The sequence below is a fragment of the Aquimarina algiphila genome, from assembly GCF_947494415.1.
GTDB lineage: Bacteria > Bacteroidota > Bacteroidia > Flavobacteriales > Flavobacteriaceae > Aquimarina > Aquimarina algiphila.
Window position 1 is genome coordinate 632639 of record NZ_CANLVC010000007.1, and the last position, 24724, is coordinate 657362.

Sequence of the window (24724 nt, forward strand, 5' to 3'; positions counted from 1 at the left end):
TAAATTTTTAATGCTAAGCATGTGGTATTTAAAAATAATACATTAATCATCATGTTCATTCTTTTAGACTGTATTGTTTTAAAAGGTTGCGTTAATTATTAGTTTTTTTATTTATAATCAATTCATATGAAAAATAACTACAATTAAAAAAAGTAACCTTACCCCAGAAAGAGGTAAGGATACTGAACAAAATAGATTAGTTCTCTTCAGGACTATTGCAGGCTTCAGCAAATAATACAATTCTAATGATTTTTGATTCTGTAGTGTCTTCGTTTTTAACGTTAACAAAAACTATTTGTGGATTAGTGGTATTGAGATAAGAAGAGGAGTTTAATCTATTTATTTCTTGTTCTGCTTGTTCCTGAGTCTCATAAAATGATAATGAAAGTACAGCAGTAGTGTTTTCCTGGAATGAAAGAATACAATCTGTATAATTATCAAAAACAAATGCTGCAGTATGCTCTGAGTTGGGTATTTCACATTCTCTAAATTCAACATAATCACAAGCATTATCTACGTCACATTCTTTCTTAATCCTGTATTTTTTATCTCCATTGGATAGTTCTATAGTATCTTCATCTATTATCATTGCTTTCCAATCAAAATTCCAATCTTCTGAAACTTCAGAATCTCCTTCAAGATGAATGTTGACATGTAATTCTTCTTCTAAAATTAATGATATCCAAGAAGTTCTATAGGCATTTCCGTTATCATAAAAAATTCCGGTACCATCTTCATAAAAATCTAGTAGAGAACTATTATACCTGGAGTTTTCTGTCAATGATGTTATTTTCCAAACACAATTTTTCTCTTCTAATACTCTATTACAATAATTGATGATTTCTGATTCGATACACTTTTCTATGGTTTCTTTTAATTCTTCATTGTTGTGTATACTAAATGTGCTACCATCGGCTAGAATGGTAGTAATAGGATAACTTAATCCTATACCTCCCGTGTCATTTTCAACATTTCCAAGAAGTTCTACAAATTCCAAATTGTTATTTACTATCCGGCTATCTTCAATTTCTGAATCATCATTAAATAAGTATACATTAAAAGGGTATATAAAAGTGACACAAATAGGTTCGGCAACATCATTCTCATTTTGAGATATGCTTTTTAATGAATTAAATAATGTTGATTCTGTATCAATTTTCTGAATATTATCAGGGAATAAATCAAAGGTTTCATTAGTACAAGAAATTATCGTGGCTAATGAGGTTATGGTTAATAAAACCAGTATTAAAAAAAATTTAAACTTTATCATAATCAAACTATTTTGGATCTATGTTGTATAGACTAACAAGTGCCAAAAGGTTGCGTGACCTTATAAAATGATTCTTGTAATAATTTGCTCTGATAGTATGTAAAATGCTTATGCCGCAAGACGATAAGTCTTTAGAATAATAACTTTAATATGCCGAAATAAGACTAGATTTGCGCTGAGATTACTCAAAATCAAGTACATCATGAGCTTCAATTAGTGATCGTAGTGCATTAATCTTTTTTTGGACTTTATTAAAAAAGAGATTTCTTTCTTTTTCTCCGGCAGTACTTAATAATTTGGAACCTTCTATCTGGGTTTTTATAAACTCTTCTGCCTGATCACACGTGATTACATCATTAGTTCTGTAATATGAAAGAATGGTGAAAGGGACATATAAGGACCTTTCTGAAGGGGTTTTTACTAAAACCGTATTATTCATCAGTAATAATTCATTATAATAAAACTTAAAAGTATCTTTTTGTGAAATCACTTTTTTGGCAATCGAATCAATCAACTTCTGAAGATCATTGCATATTTCTAAGGCATCATCAGAAGAAAGAGAATTGGCTTCAAAATAGAAATGTATCTGTTTTAAGGTGCTGTTTATTGTGGTGATATCCCATATTTCTATAGAGTTAAGATTATTATAGATGTTTCCAAGACGTTTTGCTGCTTCTAGAATAGACAGTGGTGGATTAAAAGAAGTAAATTTAACATCGTTAATTCCTGAATCCAGAATTTTTAGCCATACATACATTTTAAATTTTGACAATAAACTATCATCTGAGGTGTAGAAAATTGGTAAATCCTTTGCTGAATATATCATTTCTACATTTGGATTATTAACTAAGGGAGATAATGATTTATAAGAGTTTTCATAATATACCAGTAAACTCTCCATGTCAGTTATAGGTGCTGTTTTTTTTACTGCTACAATATGTTCGTCTTCATTAGAAAATAATTGATCAATAGAAAGACTAAAGTATTTGGCTAAGGATACGGCTTCCTCTAATGATAATTTACTTTTCTTGTTAGTTCTTCTGTGCGCAGCATCATAGCTTATATCTAATGCGGTAGCTACTTCATCAATCAAAGAGGTTTTAGGATCGATCTGTTTTTTAATAAGTTCTAGAAAGTTTTCTTGTATCATCAATTGGTTATTTAGCTAATCATAATGGGCAGTGTATCAAAAATAAACTAATTTTTGTGATTTTCGCAAAAAAATAATTTCACATTCGCGATTTATATCTTCTTAATTGTTTTTATCACAATAATTTTGACTTGTTGAATTTTAAAAACAAAAAGAATGAAAAATAGAATTTTAATAATCATTGTATTGTTGATTTCGATATCTGTAGTTGGTCAGAATAGAAAAACATATTTTCCAGCATGGACCTTTCATAGTAGTAATAGTGATATTATTGGATTATCGTTGGGAGTTGTTCCTAAGGATTTTCTTAATGAAAATAATACAACTTTGACCAGATCTTATGGCTTTAGACTAGAAGCTCCCGGATTAGGAGTGTTCTATTTTATGGCACCATCAACCCTTATTTCTGGAGGAGCAGATATGAAATCACTAACAGATCATGTATATGGGATTAATATTTCTGGAGGCAGTATAGGGGATATAGCTGTTGATGGCATCTCTGGAGCTTTGATGGGACAATATTTACAAAGAGTAAATGGAATTGCCTTTGCTGGAATAGGAAACTCTATAGAAGAACAACGAGGAATATCTTTATCCATTTATGGAAATGAAATGTATGAAGGTTTTGGAATCTCTGCCTCCGTTTTGGGAAATCAAACCTATTACTATACAGGAGTGCAAATAGGTGCTATAAATGATATTGAAGTAAAAGGAGTCGGACTTCAAATAGGACTTTTTAACAAAAGTACAGACCATAGAGGAATTCAAATAGGGCTATGGAACAAAAACGAAAAACGTTCCTTACCCTTTATTAATTGGCAGTTTTCGAAGAAAAAAACAAAAATTAAGGAATCTTAGTTATGAAAATCACAAGCAATCTGAGTATAGAAGGAGATTATAAGTTTGAAGCATTTTATGTGCTTACAGGAAATTTGGTTGGGCTTATTCCTGAAAAAGGAGATTCGTTTACCCGTATCAAATTATTAAATAAAAAAACATTAAAAGTGAGTTTAATGAAATCTGGAGTTCAAAAAACTACCAAGTATATTAAAGGATCCTTGAGAGATGGAGTTTTTGATGTATGTGTCTCCAATCCATTGACGACTATAGTCTCGTTTATAAAACATTGGCGAACACAAAAAATAAATGTGCATTCTACTAGAGAGCAATTGTTAGTTTTTTTGTCTAAAACTGGGAATGTGAAAATTGGAATTTTTAAAGACAGTACATCACATAACAAAAAGTAATCCCTTTGAAGTAATAGTTATTACTTAATTAATTATCAATAATGTATTTGTAAACAGTAAGAGTCTTATTACTGTATGCGCACTCTTTTCTGTCGAATTTTAAAAATGAATAATTATGAAAAAAATAAAATTTTCTAAGGATGAAGGTTCTTTATTCTATAAAGAATTAAATGAAAGTATTAAGAATTATTTTGAAGAAAACAAGATCAATAAAACAGGAAACCAAAAGATGATGTTTAAGATAATAATGTATTTTGGGCTTGTGATGCTGTTTTATTCTTTGATGATTACTTCGTCCAGTGTTTGGATATTTTTTGTTTTATATATTCTCTTAGGAATATCGGTTTTGTTAACGGCATTTAATGTCTCGCATGATGCTGCACATGGAGTAGCTGTCAAAAGTAAATTTTGGAATAAATTATTATTCCAATTAAGTTTTAATTTACAAGGAAACAATGCTTATGTGTGGGGTAAGAACCATAATGAATCACATCATTTGTATACTAATATAGAAGGAAGTGATATAGATATAATTCATAACCCCTTAGTGAGAATGACTACGAGTCAGGATTTAAAGTGGTATCATAAGTTTCAGCATCTATACACTCCATTTTTATATCTATTGTATTCATTAAATTGGTTTTTGTTTAGAGAGTTTTTAATGATTTTTAATCGCTCTAGCAGAACTATTAAAATTTCAATTCCGAAATGGGAGATTGTTAAACTTATTTTTTTTAAGGTATGTTACCTCTCTTATATGGTCGTGTTACCATGTCTATTGTTGCCATTTGATTGGCGCTTTATTTTATTAGCATTTCTTTTTAATCATTTTTTAGTTTCTATAATTTTTACAGCAGTATTGGCGGTTTCTCATTTGTCTGACTATGTAGAACATCCAGAAACTGATGTAGAAGGTAGGCTAGCAATGAGTTGGCCAAAATTACAAATGTGTACATCGGTTGATTATAATGTAGATAGCTCTTTTTTGAACTGGGTTTTGGGTGGGTTTAATGCACATGCATTACATCATCTTTTACCCAATGTTTGTCACGTACACTATATTAAATTACTACCCATTTTTAGAAAATTAGCAAAAAAACATGGTATTATTTATATGGAAATGTCATATCTCGAAGCATTAAAATCACATTTTAGATTCTTAAAGAAAATGGGAGAACAAACAGAATTTAAACCTATGGCTTATGAAATCTAAACATATTTATAACCAATTACATGCCGATTTGTTGAAAACAATTCAGGTAGAAATAAATCAAAAGCTATCTTTTTGTCCGAAACGATTTAATAGAATACTAATCTTTAAATGCTTTGTTTATTTGATATTAACGATAATCACTTATGTTTCTCTTTATATGATTACAAATACGTTGTTGTTTATGGGGTGTTTTGTATTGTATGGGATAATATCATTGTTATTTGCGTTTAATTTTGCACATGATTTTTCACATAATACAATTTTTAAAAATAAGAAAGCAAATCATTACTGTTTCATTATTTTGTATACAATAGTAGGGGCTCATGCAGAGGCTTGGAAAGATAGACATGTGACATCACATCATCATGCACCAAATGTAGAAGGGTATGATACTGATTTGGAGATAACAGATTTAATAAGAGTAGTTCCAGAAAGCAGATTGAAAAAACATCATCGATTTCAGCATTGGTATGCACCTTTTTTATATACCACGTATTCTTTGTTTTGGATATTTGTAAAAGATTTTAAGGTCTTTTTTACTAGAAAATTGCCTGGGAAAACTAAAACTCTTCGCTATATGATATCTTTTTGGATGCAGAAAATGGTTTATGTATTATATTTAATTGTTTTACCAATAGTATTGAGTAATCAAAATTGGGGTATAGTATTGATTGGGTTTTTCTTAATGCATTTAATACAATCAATCTTTTTACTCTTTACATTTTTTATGACGCATCATATCGAAGGAGTGGTTTATCCTAAAACTAATGCCAATGGCTTTATAAAAATTTCATGGTTAATGAATCAAATACAGAGTTCTAATGATTTTTATCCTTTTAGTAAAATAGCTAATTTTATTTTTGGAGGTTTTAATAATCATATTGCTCATCATCTTTTTCCACATATTCATCATGTCTATTATCCAGAATTAAATAAAATATTATATAAGGTTTTGATCAATAATAATATAATTCCGAACCAAACATCATATTTGGGCGGAATTAGGTCTCATTTATTGCATCTACGGCAATTAGGAAAAGCATAAAAGAAATAGTTTAATCAATAAAAAAGAGTCCTTAAAAATTTTTAAGGACTCTTTTTTATTATCATAATAAAAGAAAATTAATTTTCTTTTTTATCTCTACGAGGAGGTCTTCTGTCATCCTTTTTTCTATCACCACCTTCTGGTCTAGGAGGTCTAGGTAATAAAGCTTTTCTAGAAACCTTTTCCTTTCGTGTTCTAGAATCAATTCCGAAATATTTCACATCAAAAACGTCACCCATGTTTACAACATCACTAACATTTTCTGTACGTTCCCAAGCTAACTCCGAAACATGAAGAAGTACTTCGTTACCTGGAGCTTCCATATACTCCACTACAGCACCAAAATCTAACATTTTGATTACTTTCACTTCATATACACTACCAACGGCAGGCTTGAACGTAATAGAATCTATTTTTGCTAATACAGCATCAATTCCTTCTTGGTTAGTTCCAAGAATTTCTACATTCCCTTCTTCGGTAACAGGATCTTCATTGATCACAATAGTAGTACCTGTTTCTTTTTGTAATTCCTGAATTACTTTCCCACCAGGTCCGATTAAAGCACCAATGTATTCTCCTGGAATAGTTTTGGTTACCATTTTTGGAGCATGAGCTTTTACATCAGCATTTGGAGTAGCAATAGTATCAGTAAGTTTTCCAAGTATATGTAAACGACCATCAGCAGCTTGCTTTAATGCATTTACCAGAATCTCATAAGAAAGACCTTTTACCTTGATATCCATCTGACAGGCAGTAATACCATCAGCAGTACCAGTAACTTTAAAGTCCATATCTCCTAAATGATCTTCATCACCTAAGATATCAGATAAAACAGCATAGTTTCCTGTTTCACTATCAGAAATTAACCCCATTGCGATACCAGAAACTGGTTTTTTTAATTGCACACCAGCATCCATTAATGCCATAGTACCAGAACAAACAGTGGCCATAGAAGAAGAACCGTTAGATTCTAATACCTCTGATACCACACGAACAGTATATGGACAATCTTCAGGAATCATTCCCTTTAATGCGCGTTGAGCCAAATTACCATGTCCTACCTCTCTACGAGAAGTTCCTCGAATAGGTCGTGCTTCTCCGGTAGAAAAAGGAGGGAAGTTATAATGCAGGTAAAAAGTTTCTTCTCCTTCATAAGAGGGCATATCAATTTGATTTGCTTCTCTGGAGGTTCCTAAAGTTACCGTTGCTAATGCTTGAGTTTCTCCTCTTGTAAAGATGGAAGAACCATGAGTTGAAGGTAAATAATCAACCTCACACCAGATAGGTCTAATTTCGTCGGTTTTACGACCATCTAGACGTAATCCTTCGTTAAGAGTTAAATCACGAATGGCAGCTTTTTCTGCTTTATAGAAATATTTTGATACCAGATCACCAAAATCTTCTAATTCTTCTTCAGAAAATGTAGCTGTTATTTCCTCTTTTATTTCTGAAAAAGCTAAACCTCGTTCTTTTTTAGAAGAACCTGCTTTTGCAATGGCATATACTTTGTCATAAGCCATTTCATGAATTTTCTTAGCTAGATCTTCATCTTCTCTTTCTGGATCATATTCTCTAATTTCTTTTTTCCCAAAGGCTTCTGCTAATTTAAGTTGAGCAGCACATTGTACTTTGATAGCTTCGTGAGCAAATTTTATAGCCTCCACCATTTCTTCTTCAGAAATCTCATCCATTTCTCCTTCTACCATCATAACAGAATCTGCAGAAGCACCGATCATCATATCAATGTCTGATTCTTCTAGCTGAGCTCTGGTTGGATTGATGATGAATTCTCCATTGATACGACCTACACGTGCTTCTGAGATAGCACACTCAAATGGAAAATCAGATAATTGTATTGCCGCTGAAGCTGCTAATCCAGCCATAGCATCTGGCATAACATTTTCATCATGCGACATTAACTGGATCATTACTTGCGTCTCGGCATGATAGTCTTTTGGAAAAAGAGGACGTAGTACTCGATCAACTAATCTCATTGTTAATACTTCACCATCACTTGGTCTTGCTTCTCTTTTGAAAAAACCACCAGGATATCGTCCTGCTGCAGCAAATTTCTCACGATAATCTACAGTTAAAGGAAGGAAGTCTACATCACTTTGTTTGTAATTTGAAACAACTGTACATAATAACATACAATTGCCGGATTGCACAACAACAGAACCATGAGCCTGTTTTGCTAATTTTCCGGTTTCGATAGAAATCTCTCTACCGTCACCAAGGTCGATGACCTCTCTATAAACTTTTGGAATCATAATTTTTTTGATTCTAACGTATCTGTCTTATCTAATACTATTATGACAATACGTTTCATTAAACATTGGTTTCCGTCTTACTCGGACGGACAAGGTTGTGTTGTTGTTGTAGTAATTGCGCGACCAATGAAAAACTAAGGCATGCATTCAAAACTTTTGGTAATGAATGTTTTTAATTTATAAATATAAAAAAAGAGGCACGTAGCCTCTCTTTTTTTTCAATTATTTTCTTAAATCTAATTCTTTAATAATTGCACGATATCTCATAATATCTTTCTTCTTAAGATAATCAAGTAGATCTCTACGTTTACCTACCAGTTTTACCAAAGAACGCTCAGTATTAAAATCTTTACGATTCTTTTTTAAGTGCTCTGTAAGGTGAGTAATTCTGTGAGTAAACAATGCAATTTGACCTTCTGCAGAACCACTGTCATTCTTTCCTTTACCGTGTTTTGCAAAAATCTCTTCTTTAACTTCTTTCGTTAAATACATTCCAATATTATTTAAATGATTTTTATGTATCGATAGCGCTTTGCTATCAGCGTGCAAATATAATATTTTTTGTATTAGAAATACATTTTATAGTAAAAAACATATTGAAATTAAACGTTTTGACAGATTTCAGGTCTTAATTCTAGTAACGTTAAAATTAAATATTATGAAAAGTAACTTAATTAGATTCAGTGTAATTGTCTTTTTTTCTATGCTTTTAGTTAATTGTGACAAAGATGAATCAGAAAATCAAACTTTACAATCTTTCAATGTAGAAGAGACAGAACTTAATGCCAAAGTAGATAATACTACAGAGGTAATAAGTGATATATTTTTACAAACATATGAACATGAAGAGAGTATTGTTAAAAGTCCTATTCATCCTTTTTTGCCAGAATGTGCTATGGTAACCATTGAGATAACAGGCACTTCAAAAGAAGTGATCGTAGATTTTGGAACCGAAGGGTGTGAAGTGCGTAGTGGATATATTTTAAAAGGAAAAGTAAATATGTCTTATACTAGGAATGTCGATGCGATGACATTAGTCATTAATTATACTCTTGAAGACTTCTTTGTAAATGATATTCAGTTTTCTGGATCTAGAACGGTTACAAGACAAAAGGCCAATGATAATGGTAATCCTCAATATATTATGAATATGGATCTGGTAGTTACTTTTGCAGATGGTACAGAGGCATCTAGAACAGGAACCAAAACCCGAGAATGGATTGAAGGTTCTTTTAATGGAAATTGGGGAGATAATGTTTTCTTAATTACAGGAGAGTGGGCAACTAATTTTAAAAACGGAAACATGCATAGTACAACCATTAAGACTCCATTACGTCGTGAAGCTGGTTGTAGATTCCTGGTTAGTGGAGTTGTAGACATGGTAAGAACAAATTATAGTGGTTCATTAAATTATGGAGACGGATTGTGTGATAATCTGGCAATGTTTACAAGTTCTGATGGAGAAGAATATGAAATTGAGTTATGAGCTAAATCAGTTACAAGCATACTTAGAAAAACACCTATAGTCAAATAGGTGTTTTTTATTTGCTTTTACTTAGTTAATAGATTTTAGTTTATCTATTTACTATAGATATAGGAAGAAACGTTATTTGACTTGAAAAATCATTTTGGTTTTGTCTTCCAAAACTTCTACTATTCTTGCACCAAGTTTTTTATAAAATTCAATAAGATTGATACCTTCTTTGCTAACATTTTTACAATAAAATAATGCTTGAGAATATTTTGATAATTTTGATATATCTAGCATGCTTTTAACGATCAGTTTTCCTATTCCTTTTGATTGATACTTTTGTCTTATACACATGGTATCAAAAAATATCGTATGATCTAATAAAGAAGGGTCATAATAGCATAAGCTAGAGGCTATTGGGATTCCATCATCTTTTATAATCGCCAGGAAGGTGTCTTTATAATTGGATCTTTCTTTTAATTCTTCTCTGTTATACCTTAAATCGATATCAAATTCTTTTTCAAGGTCAATAATGACCTGAAGAGCATTGTGATCTAGATCAAATAAAATTTCTACTTCTGGAGAAGGAATGATTTTTTTTAAAGTTGTTACTAATTCAGTTTTTAATACCTCAAAATCTTCAATATTTTCTTTTATTTTTAATGTTAGTTGCTTTATCAAAAGATTGCTGATTGATTTAAATTGACTAGGGATTAATTCAAATCCATTCCTTTTATAAAACTTGATTAGGCTTTCTGATTTTTCACCTTTTTCAGTAAGAACATATATTTGAGAAAAACCATCAAAAAGTGAAATTTTAGAATATAATTGTAACATTATTTGTCCTAATCCCAGATTTTGTTTTTCAGAAATGATACCAATAGTATCGAGATAAATAATCTCATTTGATAAGTTAGGGCTTACATAAGATAAAATAAATCCAACAGGTGTTTTGTTTTCATATATCATTATTATCTGAGAAGCTTTTTGCTGTAGTCTTTTTTTGATATCATCAGTAGAATATCTTAATTCGTTAGAAAAAGAATCCTTTTCAATAGATAACAATTCTTCTATCAATTCATCGCTAAATGCTTTGTTAGTAATTTCAATTTTGGGATTAGAAAGCTTTTCACTTAGTTTCTTTGTAAATTTGTCAATCACTTTCTCTTTTCTTTCATTTATAGTTGTTTCATGATAATCAGGTTGGCGATCGATTAACATTTTTGGAGTAGAAAAGCTTGTTTTTTCCTTTTTATGAATTTGCGATATCAATTTATTCTCTTTTATATATTCTTCTACATCAATTTCGAATACTCCTTTATTACCATCAACTAATTTTTCAACTTTATTTGCGCCCACTTGAGTGAACCCATAGTCAATTACACCTTTTAAAGGTTTGTTGTACCCAAGAGCAACAGTATAATGATGTTTTGAATTTGATGAAGAATGAAGTGCAGTATTGTCAGGATCTACAGATTCAAAATAATATGCTTCATGAAAAGAAATACTAGCTTGTTTCTCGCTAAATTTTTTTATATAATTTACAAAGTTTATTGGTTTTCCATAAGGGGCAGCAAAGATGACCACTTTTTTGGATCCTGCCTGATGCGCATCCATTAGGATTGAATTTAAAATGAATTTCATCGTTCCGTTATTTCCTCTTAACTCAAGAAGACGATTGTCATATTCTACTGTATCTACCAAAATAGTTTTTTGCCCTAATCGATTTACACCTAAGTATAATGTTGCTATTCCGAGAAATTCCTGATAAGGTTCCAACCAAAATTCGATAATCGGTGTCGTTGGATTAAGAGTCAATCTTGTTATTTCTCCATGAAAGAGTCCTGTCGGTTTAAATATACAGCATGATAATCTCTTGTTATCAAACAGTAATTCAGGAATATTTTTAGAACTTCTGACTGCGTATAATTTTCTGGGTTTAGGTAATTTACCTTCGTAATTTTGTAGGATATCTTTAATGTAGTCCAATTCTAATTTAAGATTATCTATTTTTACTTCTTCATCTAACTTATTTTGTTTTTTTAGAATGGAATGACCTTTATCCAGGGCAGGAGAAATTAGATTAATAATCTCCAAAGCAGCAACTTTATCCTTTTTGTTTTTTAGTAAGGTATAATGTTCTTTAATTATATTGAATAATTTATTTCTATTCTGTTTGATGTCAACTTCTGGTTTTTCATCTTTACTACCTAATATTTTTTTAATGATCTGAAGCAATCTTTCATCCCACTCCGTTTGCTTTTCTAGTTTACTGGGACCGATACTATGAATCTGTGAAGAGTTAAAAATTATATAATCTGTATCAAAACCTTTATGAGATATCTTTCTTAAAATTTCACTGGTGATTTTGTTATTCTGATAGTAGGCTTGAAGACCGCCATAAGTGCTTATCATCTGAAAGTAAAGCATAATATTGAGATCTTCGGACAAAAGTGTATTTATAGATTCTAATAGCCTAATCTTACTCCTGAGGTTAAGGTTTGTATTGGTTGGATGAAGTTCGGTTTTGCTGTATAGTAAACCCATGTATTGAAACAAAATTTCATCAATTATTTTTACTATTTTTTCATCTTCGATAAAATTTATAGTTTCTTCTGAAAAAGCAATACTATGATAATTCTCCTGCAACAGTTTTGATAATGCTTTATAGTGTTTGGGAGGGATAATACTCAGTAATCTTTGATGGAACAATAGGTTTTCTGGATGATAATCTTCGCGATTAACTATTAAATGTAGATAACTGATTATTTCTGAAATACTATTTAGTTCGTAATTAGATAATAAGTTAAAAAATGAAATGTTAGAGATTCCTATACTTTGAAGATCTGCTAATAAATTTTTAAAAGTATTTTCGTTCTGATTTTTAGATATAAAAATTTCAGGTTTTGGAATTAATGTTTTGGATAGTTCTGATTTTCTATAGTTTTCGAATGGTGATTTTGGGGAAAGTGAATTAGGTTTTGTGATAAGAGTGTTTCTTTTCATGATTTTATGCTTTTAAGCTGTGTATAATCTTTTAAAAGGGGTGTGGTGTTTATCGAGTAGGGGAAATCTGGATATGAATAAATCAATTTTTAGTAGTCTATTGATCTATATGCTTTATAAAACAAAAATATTAGATAAGAATAATGTTTGTAAGAGGGGAATATCCCTTTTTTTTAAGGTAAATGACTGTTTTTGAAAAAGATATGAGATTTAAGTTTGTTTTTTGAGAATAAAAAACCCGACATAAAGCCGGGTGAGTTCATTTTTATGTCGATATAGACTAATTCGCTAACGGTCTATTCAAAATTAAATTTAAATATAGATTTATTCGTTGTTTTAATTCTTGTCTAGGAGTAATAAAGTCAAGGAATCCGTGTTCTTTTAAGAATTCTGAAGTCTGGAAACCATCAGGAAGTTCTTTTCCTGTAGTATCTCTTACTACACGAGGTCCAGCAAATCCAATTAATGCTCCTGGTTCTGCAATATTGATATCTCCTAACATCGCAAAAGAAGCAGTAGTACCTCCTGTAGTTGGATCAGTACATAAAGATATATAAGGTATCCCTGCATCTGCTAATTGAGCTAGTTTTGCCGATGTTTTGGCCAATTGCATTAAAGATAATGCTGCTTCCATCATACGAGCACCTCCCGATTTAGAGATAATCATAAATGGAATTTTGTTTTTTAAAGCATAATCAGCAGCTCTAGAAATTTTTTCACCTACTACACTTCCCATAGAACCTCCAATAAATGCAAAATCCATACAAGCAATAACAATGTCATTTCCGTTGGATTTACCTACCGCTGTTCTAACTGCGTCTTTTAATTTTGTTTTTTCTTGTGCGTCTTTAAGACGATCAACGTATTTCTTCTTGTCTTCGAATTTAAGAGGGTCTTTTGAGGTAACGCTTTTGTCTAATTCTTTGTATTTGTTATCATCAAATAGAATTTCAAAGTATTCTTTACTCCCTATTCTTACATGATACCCATCTTCTGGACTTACATAGAAATTTTTCTCAAGTTGCTCTGCGTCAACAATTTTTCCTGTAGGAGACTTATACCAAAGTCCTTTTGGTACGTCTTTTTTGTCTTCGGTAGCTGTTTGTATACCTTTTTGTGTTCTCTTAAACCAAGCCATAAATTATTGTATTAAAAAAAGCTGAAACTTATTTAAATAAGTTTCAGCTTTGGTTTTTTAGTAGTACTACAATGTATTTACATTGTTTAAATCCTCGAAAGCCTTTTTAAGACGGTTCTTAAAGGTAATTTCTCCTTCTCGTAACCATTTTCTAGGATCATAGTATTTTTTATTAGGTTCTTCTGCTCCGTCAGGGTTACCTATTTGTGTCTTTAGATATTCAACTTTACTTGTCATATAATCACGAATTCCTTCATTAAAGGCAAACTGAAGATCTGTATCTATATTCATTTTGATTACACCATATCCAATAGCTTCTCTGATTTCTTCAAGAGTAGATCCACTTCCTCCATGAAATACAAAATCGATGTGGTTAGGCTCGACATTATATTTTTCGGAAATAAATTCTTGAGAGTTTTTAAGAATTTTTGGTGTTAGTTTTACATTTCCAGGTTTATATACTCCGTGAACATTACCAAAAGCAGCAGCTACAGTGAATTTATCACTTACTTTGCTTAATTCTTCATAAGCATATGCAACTTCTTCTGGTTGAGTGTAAAGCTTAGAATCATCAACATCACTGTTGTCAACTCCGTCTTCCTCACCTCCGGTAATTCCCAATTCAATTTCTAAAGTCATGCCCATTTTACTCATACGAGCCAAATATTCCTTACAAATTTCGATATTCTCTTCGATTGGTTCTTCTGATAAATCAATCATGTGAGAACTATAAAGTGGTTTTCCTGTTTCTTTGAAAAAAGCTTCTCCTGCGTCAAGTAATCCGTCGATCCAAGGAAGTAATTTTTTTGCACAGTGGTCAGTATGCAAAATTACAGGTACTCCATAAGCTTCGGCCATTAAATGTACATGCCTTGCACCTGCGGTAGCTCCAGCTATTGCAGCTTTTTGATCGGCATTAGATAATCCTTTTCCTGCGTTGAATTGCGCCCCTCCATTAGAGAATTGAATAATTACAGGAGAGTTTAATTCTGCAGCGGTTTCTAAAACAGCGTTAATTGTATTAGAACCGATTACATTAACTGCAGGTAATGCAAAACCTTTTTGTTTCGCATATTCAAAAATTGCTTGTACTTCGTCTCCTGTAGCAACTCCCGGTTTGATGTTGTGACTCATAATTTAGTTTTGGTTTATAAGGGTACAAAAATAGTAAAATTATATATAAACCTATACGATTAGTATAATGATTAAAGTACATCAAATTAAACCTGTTGCAAAGAGTAAACAATCAGGTGTGGTCATAGGAAATAATATTATAGTGATCCCTTTTGCAAACTAAGAATTAAAATACTGTGATGTTGATAATAAGTGTTGATTAAAAAGGGTAATTAATACCAAAGTTATAAATGGCTTCAGAAAAGTTGTATCCTTTAAACCACCTTTTATCATTATCACTGGCTGGGTTAAAGGTTTTAAAACCAACATCAAGTCTTAAAACAAAGAAATTAAAATCATACCTAAAACCAAAACCACTTCCAACGGCTATTTCTTGTATGTCATCTAGTTTAGAGAATACAGCATCTTCTTCCTCTACACTATCTAAAACATTCCAGATATTTCCTGCATCGATAAATAAAGCACCATGAAGAGATCCTAAAATATTATATCGATACTCAAGATTTGATGCTATTTTCATATTAGCTTCATTAAATTCATTTCTTCCTCCACTACTACCAGGGCCAAGGTCATATGCAAGCCATGCTCTATTATCATTTGGTCCACCTCCAAAAAAACTTCGGGCAAAAGGAATGTTATCGGCATTGCCATAGGGTATTGCTATACCTCCAAATGTTCTAAAAGCAATTATATTTTTTCTTCCTAAATCCCAATGTTTGATATAATCCAATTCCGTTTTTGCATATTGTGAAAATTCAACACCAAAAACTTCAAAACGATCATTAGAATTTTTCTTAAGACCAGCTATATCAGAGATCGTACTTAAGACATTACCCGCAAATTCTATTTTAGCTCTAAATCTAGAATATTCTTCGTCATAGAGATTTTCTCTATTGTTTTTTGTATAGGTGTAACTAGAAGCAAGAATTAGATTGTCTTCTGTTAATCGTACTTTACGCTCATTAATATTGCTAATTTCTTGTAACTGATCCGTAGTTAAATTAGAATTTGGAGTTGTGCCTAAAGATTCGTCTATAAAACTGTTAGCTCCGCTAGGGATGTTTAAGACAGCATCGTTTATGTTTGGGGTTCCGGTATCTGGTTGTACAAAGAATGGAGAATCTGGCTGAAGTACTTGTGTGGCAATATTGTTTAATCGACCAAATGAAGTTCTGTAAATATTGAAATAATTATTGGTATTTAAATTTCTAACATATTGAACATTAACAATATCTAATTGATTGGTTATGGTATTGTTTGGTTTCCATTGGTAGTTAAATACTCCAGTAGCATTTTGTTTATCAAGGCCAATATTCTGCTGGATATTTATCCCGAAGATAAGGTTAGTTGTCGGGGACATGTGTTTTGGGATAATTTTATTGGTTTTGAAAGGGAAAACTATTTTTGGAAATGATAGTTTTACATCGGTTCCAACTTCTGATATGTTGAAGAACTTTTGTCCTCCGTCTACAGCATCACTAGAAGAACCAATACTACCTCTGGCAGAAATTTCTAAAATTTCTGCACCTCCAAAAACATTTCTGATTAATAAGGAGCCTCCAAAACCTATTCCAAATGCTTGTATACTAGAAGTAGATACATCAAATTGAACACTTGTACTATATTTTTTCTTGGGGGTTAATAAAATATTGGCAATAAGACTTTCTCCATCATTAGGATCTATGTCGTATCTGATATTTGGATATTTAAACGTTCTTAAGTTATTAATTTGGTTATATGTAAAAGTACGATCCTTGTCTCTGAAAATTTCGCCAGGTGTTATTAAAACAGAATTTGTAAGTGCTTTACGAGTATATTTTATTTTCTCAAAGCCATAAATTTTATATCCTTTATAAGAAGTACTGTCTTTTGGTGTTTGATTTCTATTTTGATAAGAGTAATCAGTGAAAATATTTACTTTACTTATTTTATGTACTCTAAAAGGAATTCTTGCTGTAGAATCTGCAAAAGTTACAGGGCGATTCTTTATAAGAAGATTTAAGTTTACTTTGTGACCCGTGTTTATTGTATCTGCATCAAATTTTATGAATTCTTTTTCAAAATGATATAATCCAGAATTTCTAAATAAATATGTTAGTCGTTCTCTTTCCTCTTCTATATCTGATGTTTTGTATTGTTTTCCAGAAATAATTGTCGATTTTTCTGTATGGAGTTGATAAATAGAATCAGCGACTGTAGACTCTATTTTGGAGGTTAGGGAATCGATTAAATAGGGTTGATGAGGTTTTACATAATAATCTACTGTAGCTGTTTTATTGTCTTTTGTGTTAATTTTATAGTCAGCTTCAATATTAAACCAACCATTATTCCAATAATATGATTGTAATCTTTTTACAGACCGTTTTATTTTGGATTCATCAAGAATAGATGGTGATTCTCCTGTGCTTTTTACCCATTCGTTTATTCCATTTAAACCAACACCTAAACGATCTACTTGTTTTTTAGAAAGAAAATGAGTAATTCTCTTTTTCCTTTTTGGTTTTCGTACCAACCAATCTTTATATAGAGAATCTTGATTAACTTTGGCTAAGTTGTATATATGAAGCCTGACAGGAATTCCTAATAGTTTGGTATTAGGTTTTTGGTATAATTGATTGTAGAGCTTAACGTCTTTGGTTTTAACGCTATCAACAAAAATTTGATTTTTTTCTAATAAATATTTGCTTTCCGGAACTCTTTTTACCGCATCACACGAAAATAAAAAGATGGTGGTTATAGTAATTAATAATATTTTTGTCAGAAAGTCTTTCAATCCGTATTCATTATTGATTCAAAAATACACTATTTGTATGGTTAGCAAAAACCAAAAGAAACTAATAAAGAGTTTATATCAAAAAAAATACCGAAAACAACATGGTTTATTTGTTGCTGAAGGTAAAAAGGTGATAAAAGAGTTACTTGAAGCTGGTATGAAACTGCATTCTCTTTTTACTTTGGATCCAAATATTTTTGATATTCCTACATCATGTGAGTATGAAATCAACAAAGAAGAACTAAAACAGATAAGTTTTTTAACCACACCACAAGTCGCTTTGGCAATATTTTATATTCCAGAAACCAAAAAAGTAACCTTAGATCATTTAATTCTTGCATTAGATGATGTTAGAGATCCTGGTAATTTAGGTACTATAATTCGATTGTGTGATTGGTTCGGGATAAAAGATTTAATTTGTTCTGATCAAACCGTCGATTGCTATAATCCAAAAGTCATTCAGGCAACAATGGGGTCTATAACGAGAGTAAATATTAGCTATGTAGATTTGAAAGAGTTTTTAACAGATAAAGTGGGTGTTTTAAAAGTTTTTGGGACTTTTATGGATGGAAATTCTATTTATGCAGAAGAATTACCAGAACAGGCCATTGTAATAATGGGGAATGAAGCAAACGGAATTTCAAAAGATATTCAAGATATTATCGAACACCAAATTACAATACCTCAGTTTGGGGCTAGTAAAGAAACAGAAAGTCTTAATGTAGCTACTGCTACAGCTATTGTTCTTAACGAATTTAGAAGATCTTAAACTAGACTATTGGAATGTGAAATTTATAAAAATTCCTCTTGTTGACATCTTGTCGATAGTCGATGTATATGGACTATTAGGGTCATTGTCTTTTACCAATTCATCAGACATGGCAAACACTCCACGTATCGAAGGAGTGAATTTAAAATAAAATAAATAAAGATCTACCCCAAAACCAATCTCATAATAATTGGTATTCGTTTTCATTCTAAATTGTCCTGCATTATTATCATCAGGATTATCTTCATTACTGGATAGGTTGAGAGAGGTAGAAATACCACCTACAATGAAAGGTTTAATATTGTTAATTCGTTTAGTAGATATCTTTAATAATAGAGGTATGTGAACATATGTCGATTTTACTTCTCTATTAGCGTCAAAATCGGTGGTGAATTCTGGGCTAGAAAAGGTGAGATTACGTGTGGTGAAAGTAACCATTGGTTCTAGTCTAAGATCAAAATAATCATTAATTCTCATATTCCCTAAAAGCCCAACACTAAAACCTGTTGTTTTATCCACGATAATATCCGTATTTGGAGCATCAGCAGTATAATCAAAATTAAAATCATAACTATTGAATCCAAGAATATAACCATAACTAAACCTAGGTTTATCAAAGTTCTGAAGATTTTGAACTTTTTCTTTAGAAAATAATTGAGCACTCAAGTTTTGAGTACATACTAAAACAGCAATTAAGATAAATAGTTTTTTCATATTATTTTGTGGCTGTATAAATTGTAGCAACACCAAAAGTTTGTGGGTTATCTTTGACTTCTATAAACCCAATTTTTCTCAAAATATTGTTGAGTGCCTCTCCATAAGGAAAAGCAGCTGCACTTTCACGTAGATAGGAGTATGCCGATTTGTCTTTGGAAAACAACTTTCCTACAAGAGGTAAAATGGTACTCGAATAAAACTTATACCCTTGTTTATAGGGCGTTTTGGTTGGAATAGAAGTTTCTAGAATTACAAATATTCCACCGGGTTTAAGAACTCTGAAAATTTCAGAAAGTCCTTTCTCTAAATTTTCAAAATTTCTTACCCCAAAAGCTACAGTAATTGCATCAAAATAATTTTCTTCATAAGGTAAACTTTCGCTGTCTCCTTGTACCATATGAATTACATTATCTAATTTTTTAGCAGTAATTTTATGTTTTCCTACATCTAGCATTCCTGCAGAAATATCAAGGCCTATTATTTCTGATGCCCCTGTTTTAGATAAATTAATAGCTAAATCACCTGTTCCTGTAGCTACATCCAAAATTCTTTCAGGATTGGTTTTACTTACAAGACGAACTACTTTTTTACGCCATTTTACATCTATACCGAAAGAAATAACACGATTTAGCCCATCATAGTTTTTGGAAATCGTATCAAACATCTCGGCGACCTGCTCTTTCTTAGATCTCGATTTATCTTTATATGGTGTTATTTTTTCAGACATTCAAAAAAATTTAGGCAAATATACATTTTTGATATTGATCGTCAGAATAGATTTTAATTAAGTTGGTGATAATCAAATTTTATCAGTTACTCAATTTACATTATCTTTGTACGCTTTTATATTCTAAGATTCTTTACTTGTTATATTTTTAGTAAAAAATAAATCTTAGATTGATTTTATCTTTAGATGGAAAACAATAAACAAAACCAATGAAAATCATTATTGCCGGAGCTGGTGAGGTGGGGTTTCATTTGGCTAAATTACTCTCTTTTGAGTCTCAAGACATTACGCTTATAGATACAGATAAGGAGTGTCTTAACTATGCAGATACTCACCTAGATATTAGAGTTATTAAAGGAGATTCTACATCAATTGCTATATTAAAAGAAGCAAGAGTAGAGAATGTGGATATGGTGATCAGTGTCACCTCTAGTGAAACAACAAATATCACAATATGTGTATTAGCAAAACAATTAGGAGCTAAACGTACTATTGCTAGAATTTCGAATGCAGAATTTATAGAAAATAAAGAAGAGGTTGGGTTTACAAAATTTGGAATAGATGAATTGATTTCTCCAGAAGCTCTTGCGGCCAGTGAAATTGAACTCCTTCTTAATCAATCTGCATTTCATGGTAGTTATGAGTTTGAAGATGGAGCGTTAACTATGGTGGGAACGACACTGTCTAAAGAAGCTTTATTTGTTGGGAAATCGGTTAGAGAAGCCGCAGATGTCTTTCCAGAATTACATTTTATGCCAATTGCTATTCAGCGGTCAGGTACTCAATACACCTTAATACCAAGAGGAGATACAACTTTTAAAGAAGGAGATCAGGTGTATTTTGTAACTTCTCAAGGTGGGGTAGAAGAACTCTATAAATTGACAGGAAAAGTAAAAGAACAAATCAAGAATGTTATGATTCTTGGAGGAAGTAAGATAGGATTTAAAACTTCTTGTGACCTCTGTGATCATAAGTTTAGAGTAAAACTTATTGAGAAAGATAAGGATAAGTCTTTTGATCTTGCTGATGATTTGCCGAATGCTTTGATAATTAATGGTGATGGGAGAAATGTTGAGTTATTGCAAGAAGAAGGTATTGATCGTATGGATGCCTTTATAGCTGTTACAGGGAATTCTGAGACTAATATTATGTCATGTCTTGTGGCAAAATCTAAAGGAGTAAGAAAGACTATTGCATTGGTCGAAAATATGGATTATTTCCAATTGTCACATTCTATAGGTATTGATACTCTAATAAATAAAAAGCTATTAGCTGCTAACAATATTTTTAGGTTTATTAGAAAAGGAGAGGTTGTTGCTATGACCAAACTTAATAATATGAATGCCGAATTACTTGAGTTTATTGTTAAGCCAACTTCAGAAGTAAGTGAGAACCTGATAAAAGATTTAGATTTTCCAAGGTCAGCAATAATTGCAGGAGTGATACGAGACGGAATTGGAATGATCCCATTGGGTGATTTTTATATTCAGGCAGGAGATAGAGTCGTGGTATGCTGTCTTCCTAAATCCATTAAGAAGATAGAAAAGTTGTTCTTGTAAGATGTCTAGATTAAACTATAAAATCATCTCGCACATTATGGGGTTATTACTACTCTGTAATGGTTGTTTCATGTTAATTGCTGCGATCATTAGTTTTATTTATAAAGATGGTGTTACCATAGAGATCATGATGGCGTCTTTTGCTACGATGTTTATTGGTATAGTGTTGATGTTTTTAACAAGAGAACATCAAAAAGAAATTAATAAACGAGAAGGATATATCGTAGTAACATTTGGGTGGATTTTTATGTCGCTCAGCGGAACCCTGCCATATTTGTTTTCTGGTGCTATTCCTGGATTTACGAATGCCTTTTTTGAGACCATGTCTGGATATACTACTACAGGAGCTTCTATTCTCAATGAAATAGAAATTGTTCCGAAAGGAGTGTTGTTTTGGCGTAGTTTAACACATTGGATTGGTGGAATGGGAATTATTGTGTTAGCTATCGCAATTTTACCGTTGTTAGGAATAGGGGGGATGCAACTTTTTGCTGCCGAAGCTCCAGGTCCTAGTGCAGACAAATTACATCCAAGAATTACAGATACTGCAAAACGATTATGGTTGATTTATTTTGGATATACAGTTGCTGAAACCATTCTTTTGAAACTTGCAGGAATGAACTTTTTTGATGCTATAAATCATGCGTTAAGTACATTGTCTACTGGGGGGTTTTCTACTAAAAATGCTAGTGTAGCATATTGGAATGATAAACCGATTATACAGTATATTATTATATTATTTATGTTCCTGGCTGGAATGAATTTTGTCCTTAGTTATTTTGGGTTTAAAGGTAAGATTCAAAAAATTATAAAAGATGAAGAATTCAAGTTTTATACTTTATTTACCGTTGTATTTACCCTAATTGCTACGGTTGTGATTTACTTTAAATCTGATCCATCTATTTCATCGATTGATCATCCAATGGTATGGGGAGAAGCAGAAAGTGCTTTTCGTCATGCTTTGTTTCAAGTAGTAGCTGTAATTACCACAACAGGATTTGTTAGTGCAGATTTTACAATGTGGACTCCGTTTTTGACTATTCTTTTCTTTGGGATTATGTTTTTAGGAGGGTCTGCAGGTTCTACTTCAGGAGGTATAAAAGTAATGAGACATTTAATAACCATTAAAAATGGAATTTTAGAATTTAAACGTACTCTGCATCCAAGAGCGATTTTACCAGTTCGATATAATACAAAAGCAGTTTCTAAAGAAATTGTATTTAATATAATAGCATTTTTTATTCTATATATGCTGGCATTTATTATTGGGTCAGTGGTGCTTGGAGCTTTAGGGTTAGATTTTGAAACAGCAATAGGAGGAGCCGCATCCTCTTTGGGGAATGTTGGTCCTGCTTTTGGTAAACTTAGTCCAGTAAATAACTTTGACGTGCTTCCTGATATTGGGAAATGGTGGTGTTGTTTCCTTATGTTAATAGGAAGGCTAGAGCTCTTTACAGTGTTGATACTTCTTACTCCGTTCTTTTGGAGAAACAGATAAAGGTCGAAAAAGATTTCGCAATTATTGCATTTGCCAATTCCAGGTTGCAGATGAGTTTGGTAATGTAGTCCATAGCTCCGCCACTTTCTTAATAGTGTCTTTTACCTTTCCTGTAATACTATCAAGATGTTCTTCTTCTATGAAGAAAATATCTAATATGGATTCATAATATCTAATGTAATTAGACCCAGATTCCTTTTTAGGGTTAATATTTAAGATCTCATCATCTGTTTGGTATACATTGAAGTTTTCTCGGTAAAGTTCAAGTATGTTTTTTTTGACGATACGTTCTTTTTCCATGGTGTCCATGACGATTTGGTTTAAGTTGGTTTTATAATCACTGTTTTAGGTTAATACAGCTTATTTAAGTAATAAAAGAGTATAACTTTAATTTTGTTTGTTTAGTATCTAAGAGGATGAATTAATAATGATAAAATAAGGTTAAAATTTGTTAGTGTTTTCCAAAAAAACAAACAGATTAAAAAAACCGATTATCTTATGGTGGAGATAACCGGATATTTTTTAAAAATAAAGCAATAAAGTAATTAGCTAACAGCTTCTTTAATTCTTTTGATTGCTTCTATAATTTGTTCTTTACTTGCAGCATATGATATTCTAATGCAGTTGCCATTACCAAAAGCTACACCCGTAACTGTTGCTACATTTGACTCTTCTAATAAAAACATAGAAAAATCTGTTGCGTTTTCTATGGTATGCCCTTTAATTGTTTTTCCAAAGTAATATGAAATATCAGGAAAAACATAAAATGCTCCCTCAGGTTCATTGCATTCAAATCCAGGAATTTCAGATAGCAGATTAAGGATTAATTTTCTGCGTTCTTTAAATTCATCAACCATGTACTGGATTTTGCTAACTGGAGCTTCTAGTGCTGTAATTACCGCACGTTGGGCGATACAATTGGCTCCACTAGTTACTTGGCCTTGCATTTTATTACATGCTCTGGCAATTGTAGCGGGAGCTCCAATATATCCAATTCTCCATCCAGTCATTGCAAATGCTTTTGCAACACCATTAACAGTTACTGTACGGTTAAACATATCTTCAAATTGAGCCATTGATGCATGGCCTCCAACATAATTAATATGTTCATAGATTTCATCACTTACCACAATGATATCAGGATGTTTCTGTAATACATCTGCTATTGCTCTTAACTCTTCTTTACTATAAATAGATCCACTAGGGTTACAAGGAGAACTATACCATAACATTTTAGTTTTTGGTGTGATCGCTTTTTCTAGCTGCTCTGCAGTTATTTTAAAATCAGTATCAATTGCGGTCTTTACTTCAACAGGTACCCCTCCTGATAGTTTTACGATATCGCTATAGCTTACCCAATATGGGCAAGGAAGAATTACCTCATCTCCTGGGTTTAGGCATACTTGAGCAACATTATAAAGTGCTTGTTTAGCTCCTGTAGATACAACAATTTGTGAGCGATCATAAGTGAGGCTGTTATCACGCTTAAATTTTGTTATGATCGCGTCTTTTAATTCTACATATCCATCAACAGGAGTGTATGAATTGTAATTATCATTTACAGCTTGAATAGCTGCATCTTTGATGAAGTCTGGAGTGTTAAAATCCGGCTCACCCAGGCTAAGGCCAATAATGTCTTTTCCTTCTGCTCTTAATTCTCTTGCTTTTGCAGCCATGGCAAGTGTTGCGGATGCTTTAAGCGCGTTAATTTTGTCTGATAACTGAATACTCATTTCC

20 protein-coding genes are annotated in these 24724 nt (G+C 31.8%); 8 read left to right on the top strand and 12 right to left on the bottom strand.

Annotated elements, in window-relative coordinates:
* Positions 1 to 196 precede the first annotated feature (196 nt).
* Both PQF96_RS17365 and PQF96_RS17370 read right to left on the bottom strand, forming a co-directional pair.
* On the bottom strand, positions 197 to 1270 hold the full coding sequence (locus PQF96_RS17365) for a hypothetical protein (RefSeq protein WP_271767608.1): 1074 nt from the start codon (positions 1268 to 1270) through the stop codon (positions 197 to 199).
* Positions 1271 to 1451: 181 nt separating this feature from the next.
* Positions 1452 to 2420, bottom strand: a complete 969-nt coding sequence (locus tag PQF96_RS17370) for a helix-turn-helix domain-containing protein (protein ID WP_109438728.1) — start codon at positions 2418 to 2420, stop codon at positions 1452 to 1454.
* A gap of 156 nt (positions 2421 to 2576) precedes the next feature.
* Here PQF96_RS17370 and PQF96_RS17375 point away from each other — a divergent pair, with 156 nt between their 5' ends.
* The 4 genes from PQF96_RS17375 to PQF96_RS17390 all read left to right on the top strand — a co-directional run bounded on the left by PQF96_RS17375 (position 2577) and on the right by PQF96_RS17390 (position 5925).
* Complete coding sequence (locus PQF96_RS17375) at positions 2577 to 3278, top strand: LA_2272 family surface repeat-containing protein (RefSeq protein ID WP_271767609.1); 702 nt, start codon at positions 2577 to 2579, stop codon at positions 3276 to 3278.
* A gap of 2 nt (positions 3279 to 3280) precedes the next feature.
* On the top strand, positions 3281 to 3667 hold the full coding sequence (locus PQF96_RS17380; protein ID WP_271767610.1) for a hypothetical protein: 387 nt from the start codon (positions 3281 to 3283) through the stop codon (positions 3665 to 3667).
* 115 nt (positions 3668 to 3782) lie between these two features.
* A complete protein-coding gene (locus PQF96_RS17385; RefSeq protein WP_271767611.1) occupies positions 3783 to 4880 on the top strand; it encodes a fatty acid desaturase family protein in 1098 nt (365 codons plus the stop codon).
* On the top strand, positions 4870 to 5925 hold the full coding sequence (locus tag PQF96_RS17390) for a fatty acid desaturase family protein (RefSeq protein WP_271767612.1): 1056 nt from the start codon (positions 4870 to 4872) through the stop codon (positions 5923 to 5925). The genes PQF96_RS17385 and PQF96_RS17390 overlap by 11 nt, the downstream gene beginning before the upstream one ends.
* A 77-nt stretch (positions 5926 to 6002) precedes the next feature.
* Here the strand turns inward: PQF96_RS17390 and PQF96_RS17395 are convergent, their stop codons facing one another.
* Positions 6003 to 8195 (bottom strand): polyribonucleotide nucleotidyltransferase, encoded by a 2193-nt coding sequence (locus tag PQF96_RS17395; RefSeq protein ID WP_271767613.1) that lies wholly within the window; start codon positions 8193 to 8195, stop codon positions 6003 to 6005.
* A gap of 222 nt (positions 8196 to 8417) precedes the next feature.
* Positions 8418 to 8687 (bottom strand): 30S ribosomal protein S15, encoded by a 270-nt coding sequence (rpsO, locus tag PQF96_RS17400; RefSeq protein ID WP_109438722.1) that lies wholly within the window; start codon positions 8685 to 8687, stop codon positions 8418 to 8420.
* A 166-nt stretch (positions 8688 to 8853) separates the two neighbouring features.
* On the opposite strand from rpsO, the gene PQF96_RS17405 reads away from it, so the two are divergent.
* Positions 8854 to 9681 carry a hypothetical protein gene (locus tag PQF96_RS17405; protein ID WP_271767614.1) on the top strand — a complete coding sequence of 276 codons (828 nt, stop codon included), beginning with the start codon at positions 8854 to 8856 and terminating at the stop codon, positions 9679 to 9681.
* A 120-nt stretch (positions 9682 to 9801) separates the two neighbouring features.
* On the opposite strand, the gene PQF96_RS17410 is transcribed toward PQF96_RS17405, so the two are convergent.
* The 4 genes from PQF96_RS17410 to tamL all read right to left on the bottom strand — a co-directional run bounded on the left by PQF96_RS17410 (position 9802) and on the right by tamL (position 17717).
* On the bottom strand, positions 9802 to 12672 hold the full coding sequence (locus PQF96_RS17410; protein WP_271767615.1) for a GNAT family N-acetyltransferase: 2871 nt from the start codon (positions 12670 to 12672) through the stop codon (positions 9802 to 9804).
* 280 nt (positions 12673 to 12952) lie between these two features.
* Positions 12953 to 13810 carry an acetyl-CoA carboxylase, carboxyltransferase subunit beta gene (gene accD, locus PQF96_RS17415; RefSeq protein WP_109438719.1) on the bottom strand — a complete coding sequence of 286 codons (858 nt, stop codon included), beginning with the start codon at positions 13808 to 13810 and terminating at the stop codon, positions 12953 to 12955.
* Positions 13811 to 13876: 66 nt separating this feature from the next.
* The gene (fbaA, locus tag PQF96_RS17420) at positions 13877 to 14944 is read right to left on the bottom strand and encodes a class II fructose-bisphosphate aldolase (RefSeq protein ID WP_109438718.1); all 1068 of its coding nucleotides are present in this window, start codon (positions 14942 to 14944) and stop codon (positions 13877 to 13879) included.
* 199 nt (positions 14945 to 15143) lie between these two features.
* Positions 15144 to 17717 (bottom strand): translocation and assembly module lipoprotein TamL, encoded by a 2574-nt coding sequence (gene tamL / locus PQF96_RS17425; RefSeq protein ID WP_271767616.1) that lies wholly within the window; start codon positions 17715 to 17717, stop codon positions 15144 to 15146.
* Positions 17718 to 17754: 37 nt separating this feature from the next.
* Here tamL and PQF96_RS17430 point away from each other — a divergent pair, with 37 nt between their 5' ends.
* A complete protein-coding gene (locus tag PQF96_RS17430) occupies positions 17755 to 18486 on the top strand; it encodes a TrmH family RNA methyltransferase (RefSeq protein WP_271767617.1) in 732 nt (243 codons plus the stop codon).
* A 6-nt stretch (positions 18487 to 18492) separates the two neighbouring features.
* Here the strand turns inward: PQF96_RS17430 and porT are convergent, their stop codons facing one another.
* Both porT and ubiE read right to left on the bottom strand, forming a co-directional pair.
* Entirely contained in the window at positions 18493 to 19200 is a 708-nt protein-coding gene (gene porT, locus PQF96_RS17435) for a type IX secretion/gliding motility protein PorT/SprT (RefSeq protein ID WP_109438716.1), read from the bottom strand.
* 1 nt (position 19201) lies between these two features.
* Positions 19202 to 19930 (bottom strand): bifunctional demethylmenaquinone methyltransferase/2-methoxy-6-polyprenyl-1,4-benzoquinol methylase UbiE, encoded by a 729-nt coding sequence (ubiE, locus tag PQF96_RS17440; RefSeq protein ID WP_109438715.1) that lies wholly within the window; start codon positions 19928 to 19930, stop codon positions 19202 to 19204.
* A 209-nt stretch (positions 19931 to 20139) separates the two neighbouring features.
* Between ubiE and trkA the strand changes: the two genes are divergently transcribed.
* Positions 20140 to 21489 carry a Trk system potassium transporter TrkA gene (trkA, locus tag PQF96_RS17445; RefSeq protein WP_143917100.1) on the top strand — a complete coding sequence of 450 codons (1350 nt, stop codon included), beginning with the start codon at positions 20140 to 20142 and terminating at the stop codon, positions 21487 to 21489.
* 1 nt (position 21490) lies between these two features.
* Positions 21491 to 22987 (top strand): TrkH family potassium uptake protein, encoded by a 1497-nt coding sequence (locus tag PQF96_RS17450; RefSeq protein ID WP_109438713.1) that lies wholly within the window; start codon positions 21491 to 21493, stop codon positions 22985 to 22987.
* A gap of 21 nt (positions 22988 to 23008) precedes the next feature.
* Here PQF96_RS17450 and PQF96_RS17455 read toward each other — a convergent pair whose 3' ends face one another.
* Both PQF96_RS17455 and PQF96_RS17460 read right to left on the bottom strand, forming a co-directional pair.
* On the bottom strand, positions 23009 to 23296 hold the full coding sequence (locus PQF96_RS17455; RefSeq protein ID WP_271767618.1) for a hypothetical protein: 288 nt from the start codon (positions 23294 to 23296) through the stop codon (positions 23009 to 23011).
* 236 nt (positions 23297 to 23532) lie between these two features.
* Positions 23533 to 24720: a pyridoxal phosphate-dependent aminotransferase gene (locus PQF96_RS17460; protein WP_271767644.1), complete on the bottom strand. Its 1188-nt coding sequence runs from the start codon at positions 24718 to 24720 to the stop codon at positions 23533 to 23535.
* Positions 24721 to 24724 lie beyond the last annotated feature (4 nt).

What these genes read in the sequence shown, in the direction of transcription:
- PQF96_RS17365 (WP_271767608.1), bottom strand. Translation starts at nt 1,270, where the DNA reads ATGATAAAGTTTAAATTTTTTTTAATACTGGTTTTATTAACCATAACC.
- PQF96_RS17370 (WP_109438728.1), bottom strand. Translation starts at nt 2,420, where the DNA reads ATGATACAAGAAAACTTTCTAGAACTTATTAAAAAACAGATCGATCCT.
- PQF96_RS17380 (WP_271767610.1), top strand. Translation starts at nt 3,281, where the DNA reads ATGAAAATCACAAGCAATCTGAGTATAGAAGGAGATTATAAGTTTGAA.
- PQF96_RS17460 (WP_271767644.1), bottom strand. Translation starts at nt 24,720, where the DNA reads ATGAGTATTCAGTTATCAGACAAAATTAACGCGCTTAAAGCATCCGCA.
- accD (WP_109438719.1), bottom strand. Translation starts at nt 13,810, where the DNA reads ATGGCTTGGTTTAAGAGAACACAAAAAGGTATACAAACAGCTACCGAA.
- trkA (WP_143917100.1), top strand. Translation starts at nt 20,140, where the DNA reads ATGAAAATCATTATTGCCGGAGCTGGTGAGGTGGGGTTTCATTTGGCT.
- PQF96_RS17430 (WP_271767617.1), top strand. Translation starts at nt 17,755, where the DNA reads ATGGTTAGCAAAAACCAAAAGAAACTAATAAAGAGTTTATATCAAAAA.
- PQF96_RS17385 (WP_271767611.1), top strand. Translation starts at nt 3,783, where the DNA reads ATGAAAAAAATAAAATTTTCTAAGGATGAAGGTTCTTTATTCTATAAA.
- porT (WP_109438716.1), bottom strand. Translation starts at nt 19,200, where the DNA reads ATGAAAAAACTATTTATCTTAATTGCTGTTTTAGTATGTACTCAAAAC.
- PQF96_RS17375 (WP_271767609.1), top strand. Translation starts at nt 2,577, where the DNA reads ATGAAAAATAGAATTTTAATAATCATTGTATTGTTGATTTCGATATCT.
- fbaA (WP_109438718.1), bottom strand. Translation starts at nt 14,944, where the DNA reads ATGAGTCACAACATCAAACCGGGAGTTGCTACAGGAGACGAAGTACAA.
- PQF96_RS17450 (WP_109438713.1), top strand. Translation starts at nt 21,491, where the DNA reads ATGTCTAGATTAAACTATAAAATCATCTCGCACATTATGGGGTTATTA.
- PQF96_RS17395 (WP_271767613.1), bottom strand. Translation starts at nt 8,195, where the DNA reads ATGATTCCAAAAGTTTATAGAGAGGTCATCGACCTTGGTGACGGTAGA.
- PQF96_RS17410 (WP_271767615.1), bottom strand. Translation starts at nt 12,672, where the DNA reads ATGAAAAGAAACACTCTTATCACAAAACCTAATTCACTTTCCCCAAAA.
- rpsO (WP_109438722.1), bottom strand. Translation starts at nt 8,687, where the DNA reads ATGTATTTAACGAAAGAAGTTAAAGAAGAGATTTTTGCAAAACACGGT.
- PQF96_RS17455 (WP_271767618.1), bottom strand. Translation starts at nt 23,296, where the DNA reads ATGGACACCATGGAAAAAGAACGTATCGTCAAAAAAAACATACTTGAA.
- PQF96_RS17390 (WP_271767612.1), top strand. Translation starts at nt 4,870, where the DNA reads ATGAAATCTAAACATATTTATAACCAATTACATGCCGATTTGTTGAAA.
- ubiE (WP_109438715.1), bottom strand. Translation starts at nt 19,930, where the DNA reads ATGTCTGAAAAAATAACACCATATAAAGATAAATCGAGATCTAAGAAA.
- PQF96_RS17405 (WP_271767614.1), top strand. Translation starts at nt 8,854, where the DNA reads ATGAAAAGTAACTTAATTAGATTCAGTGTAATTGTCTTTTTTTCTATG.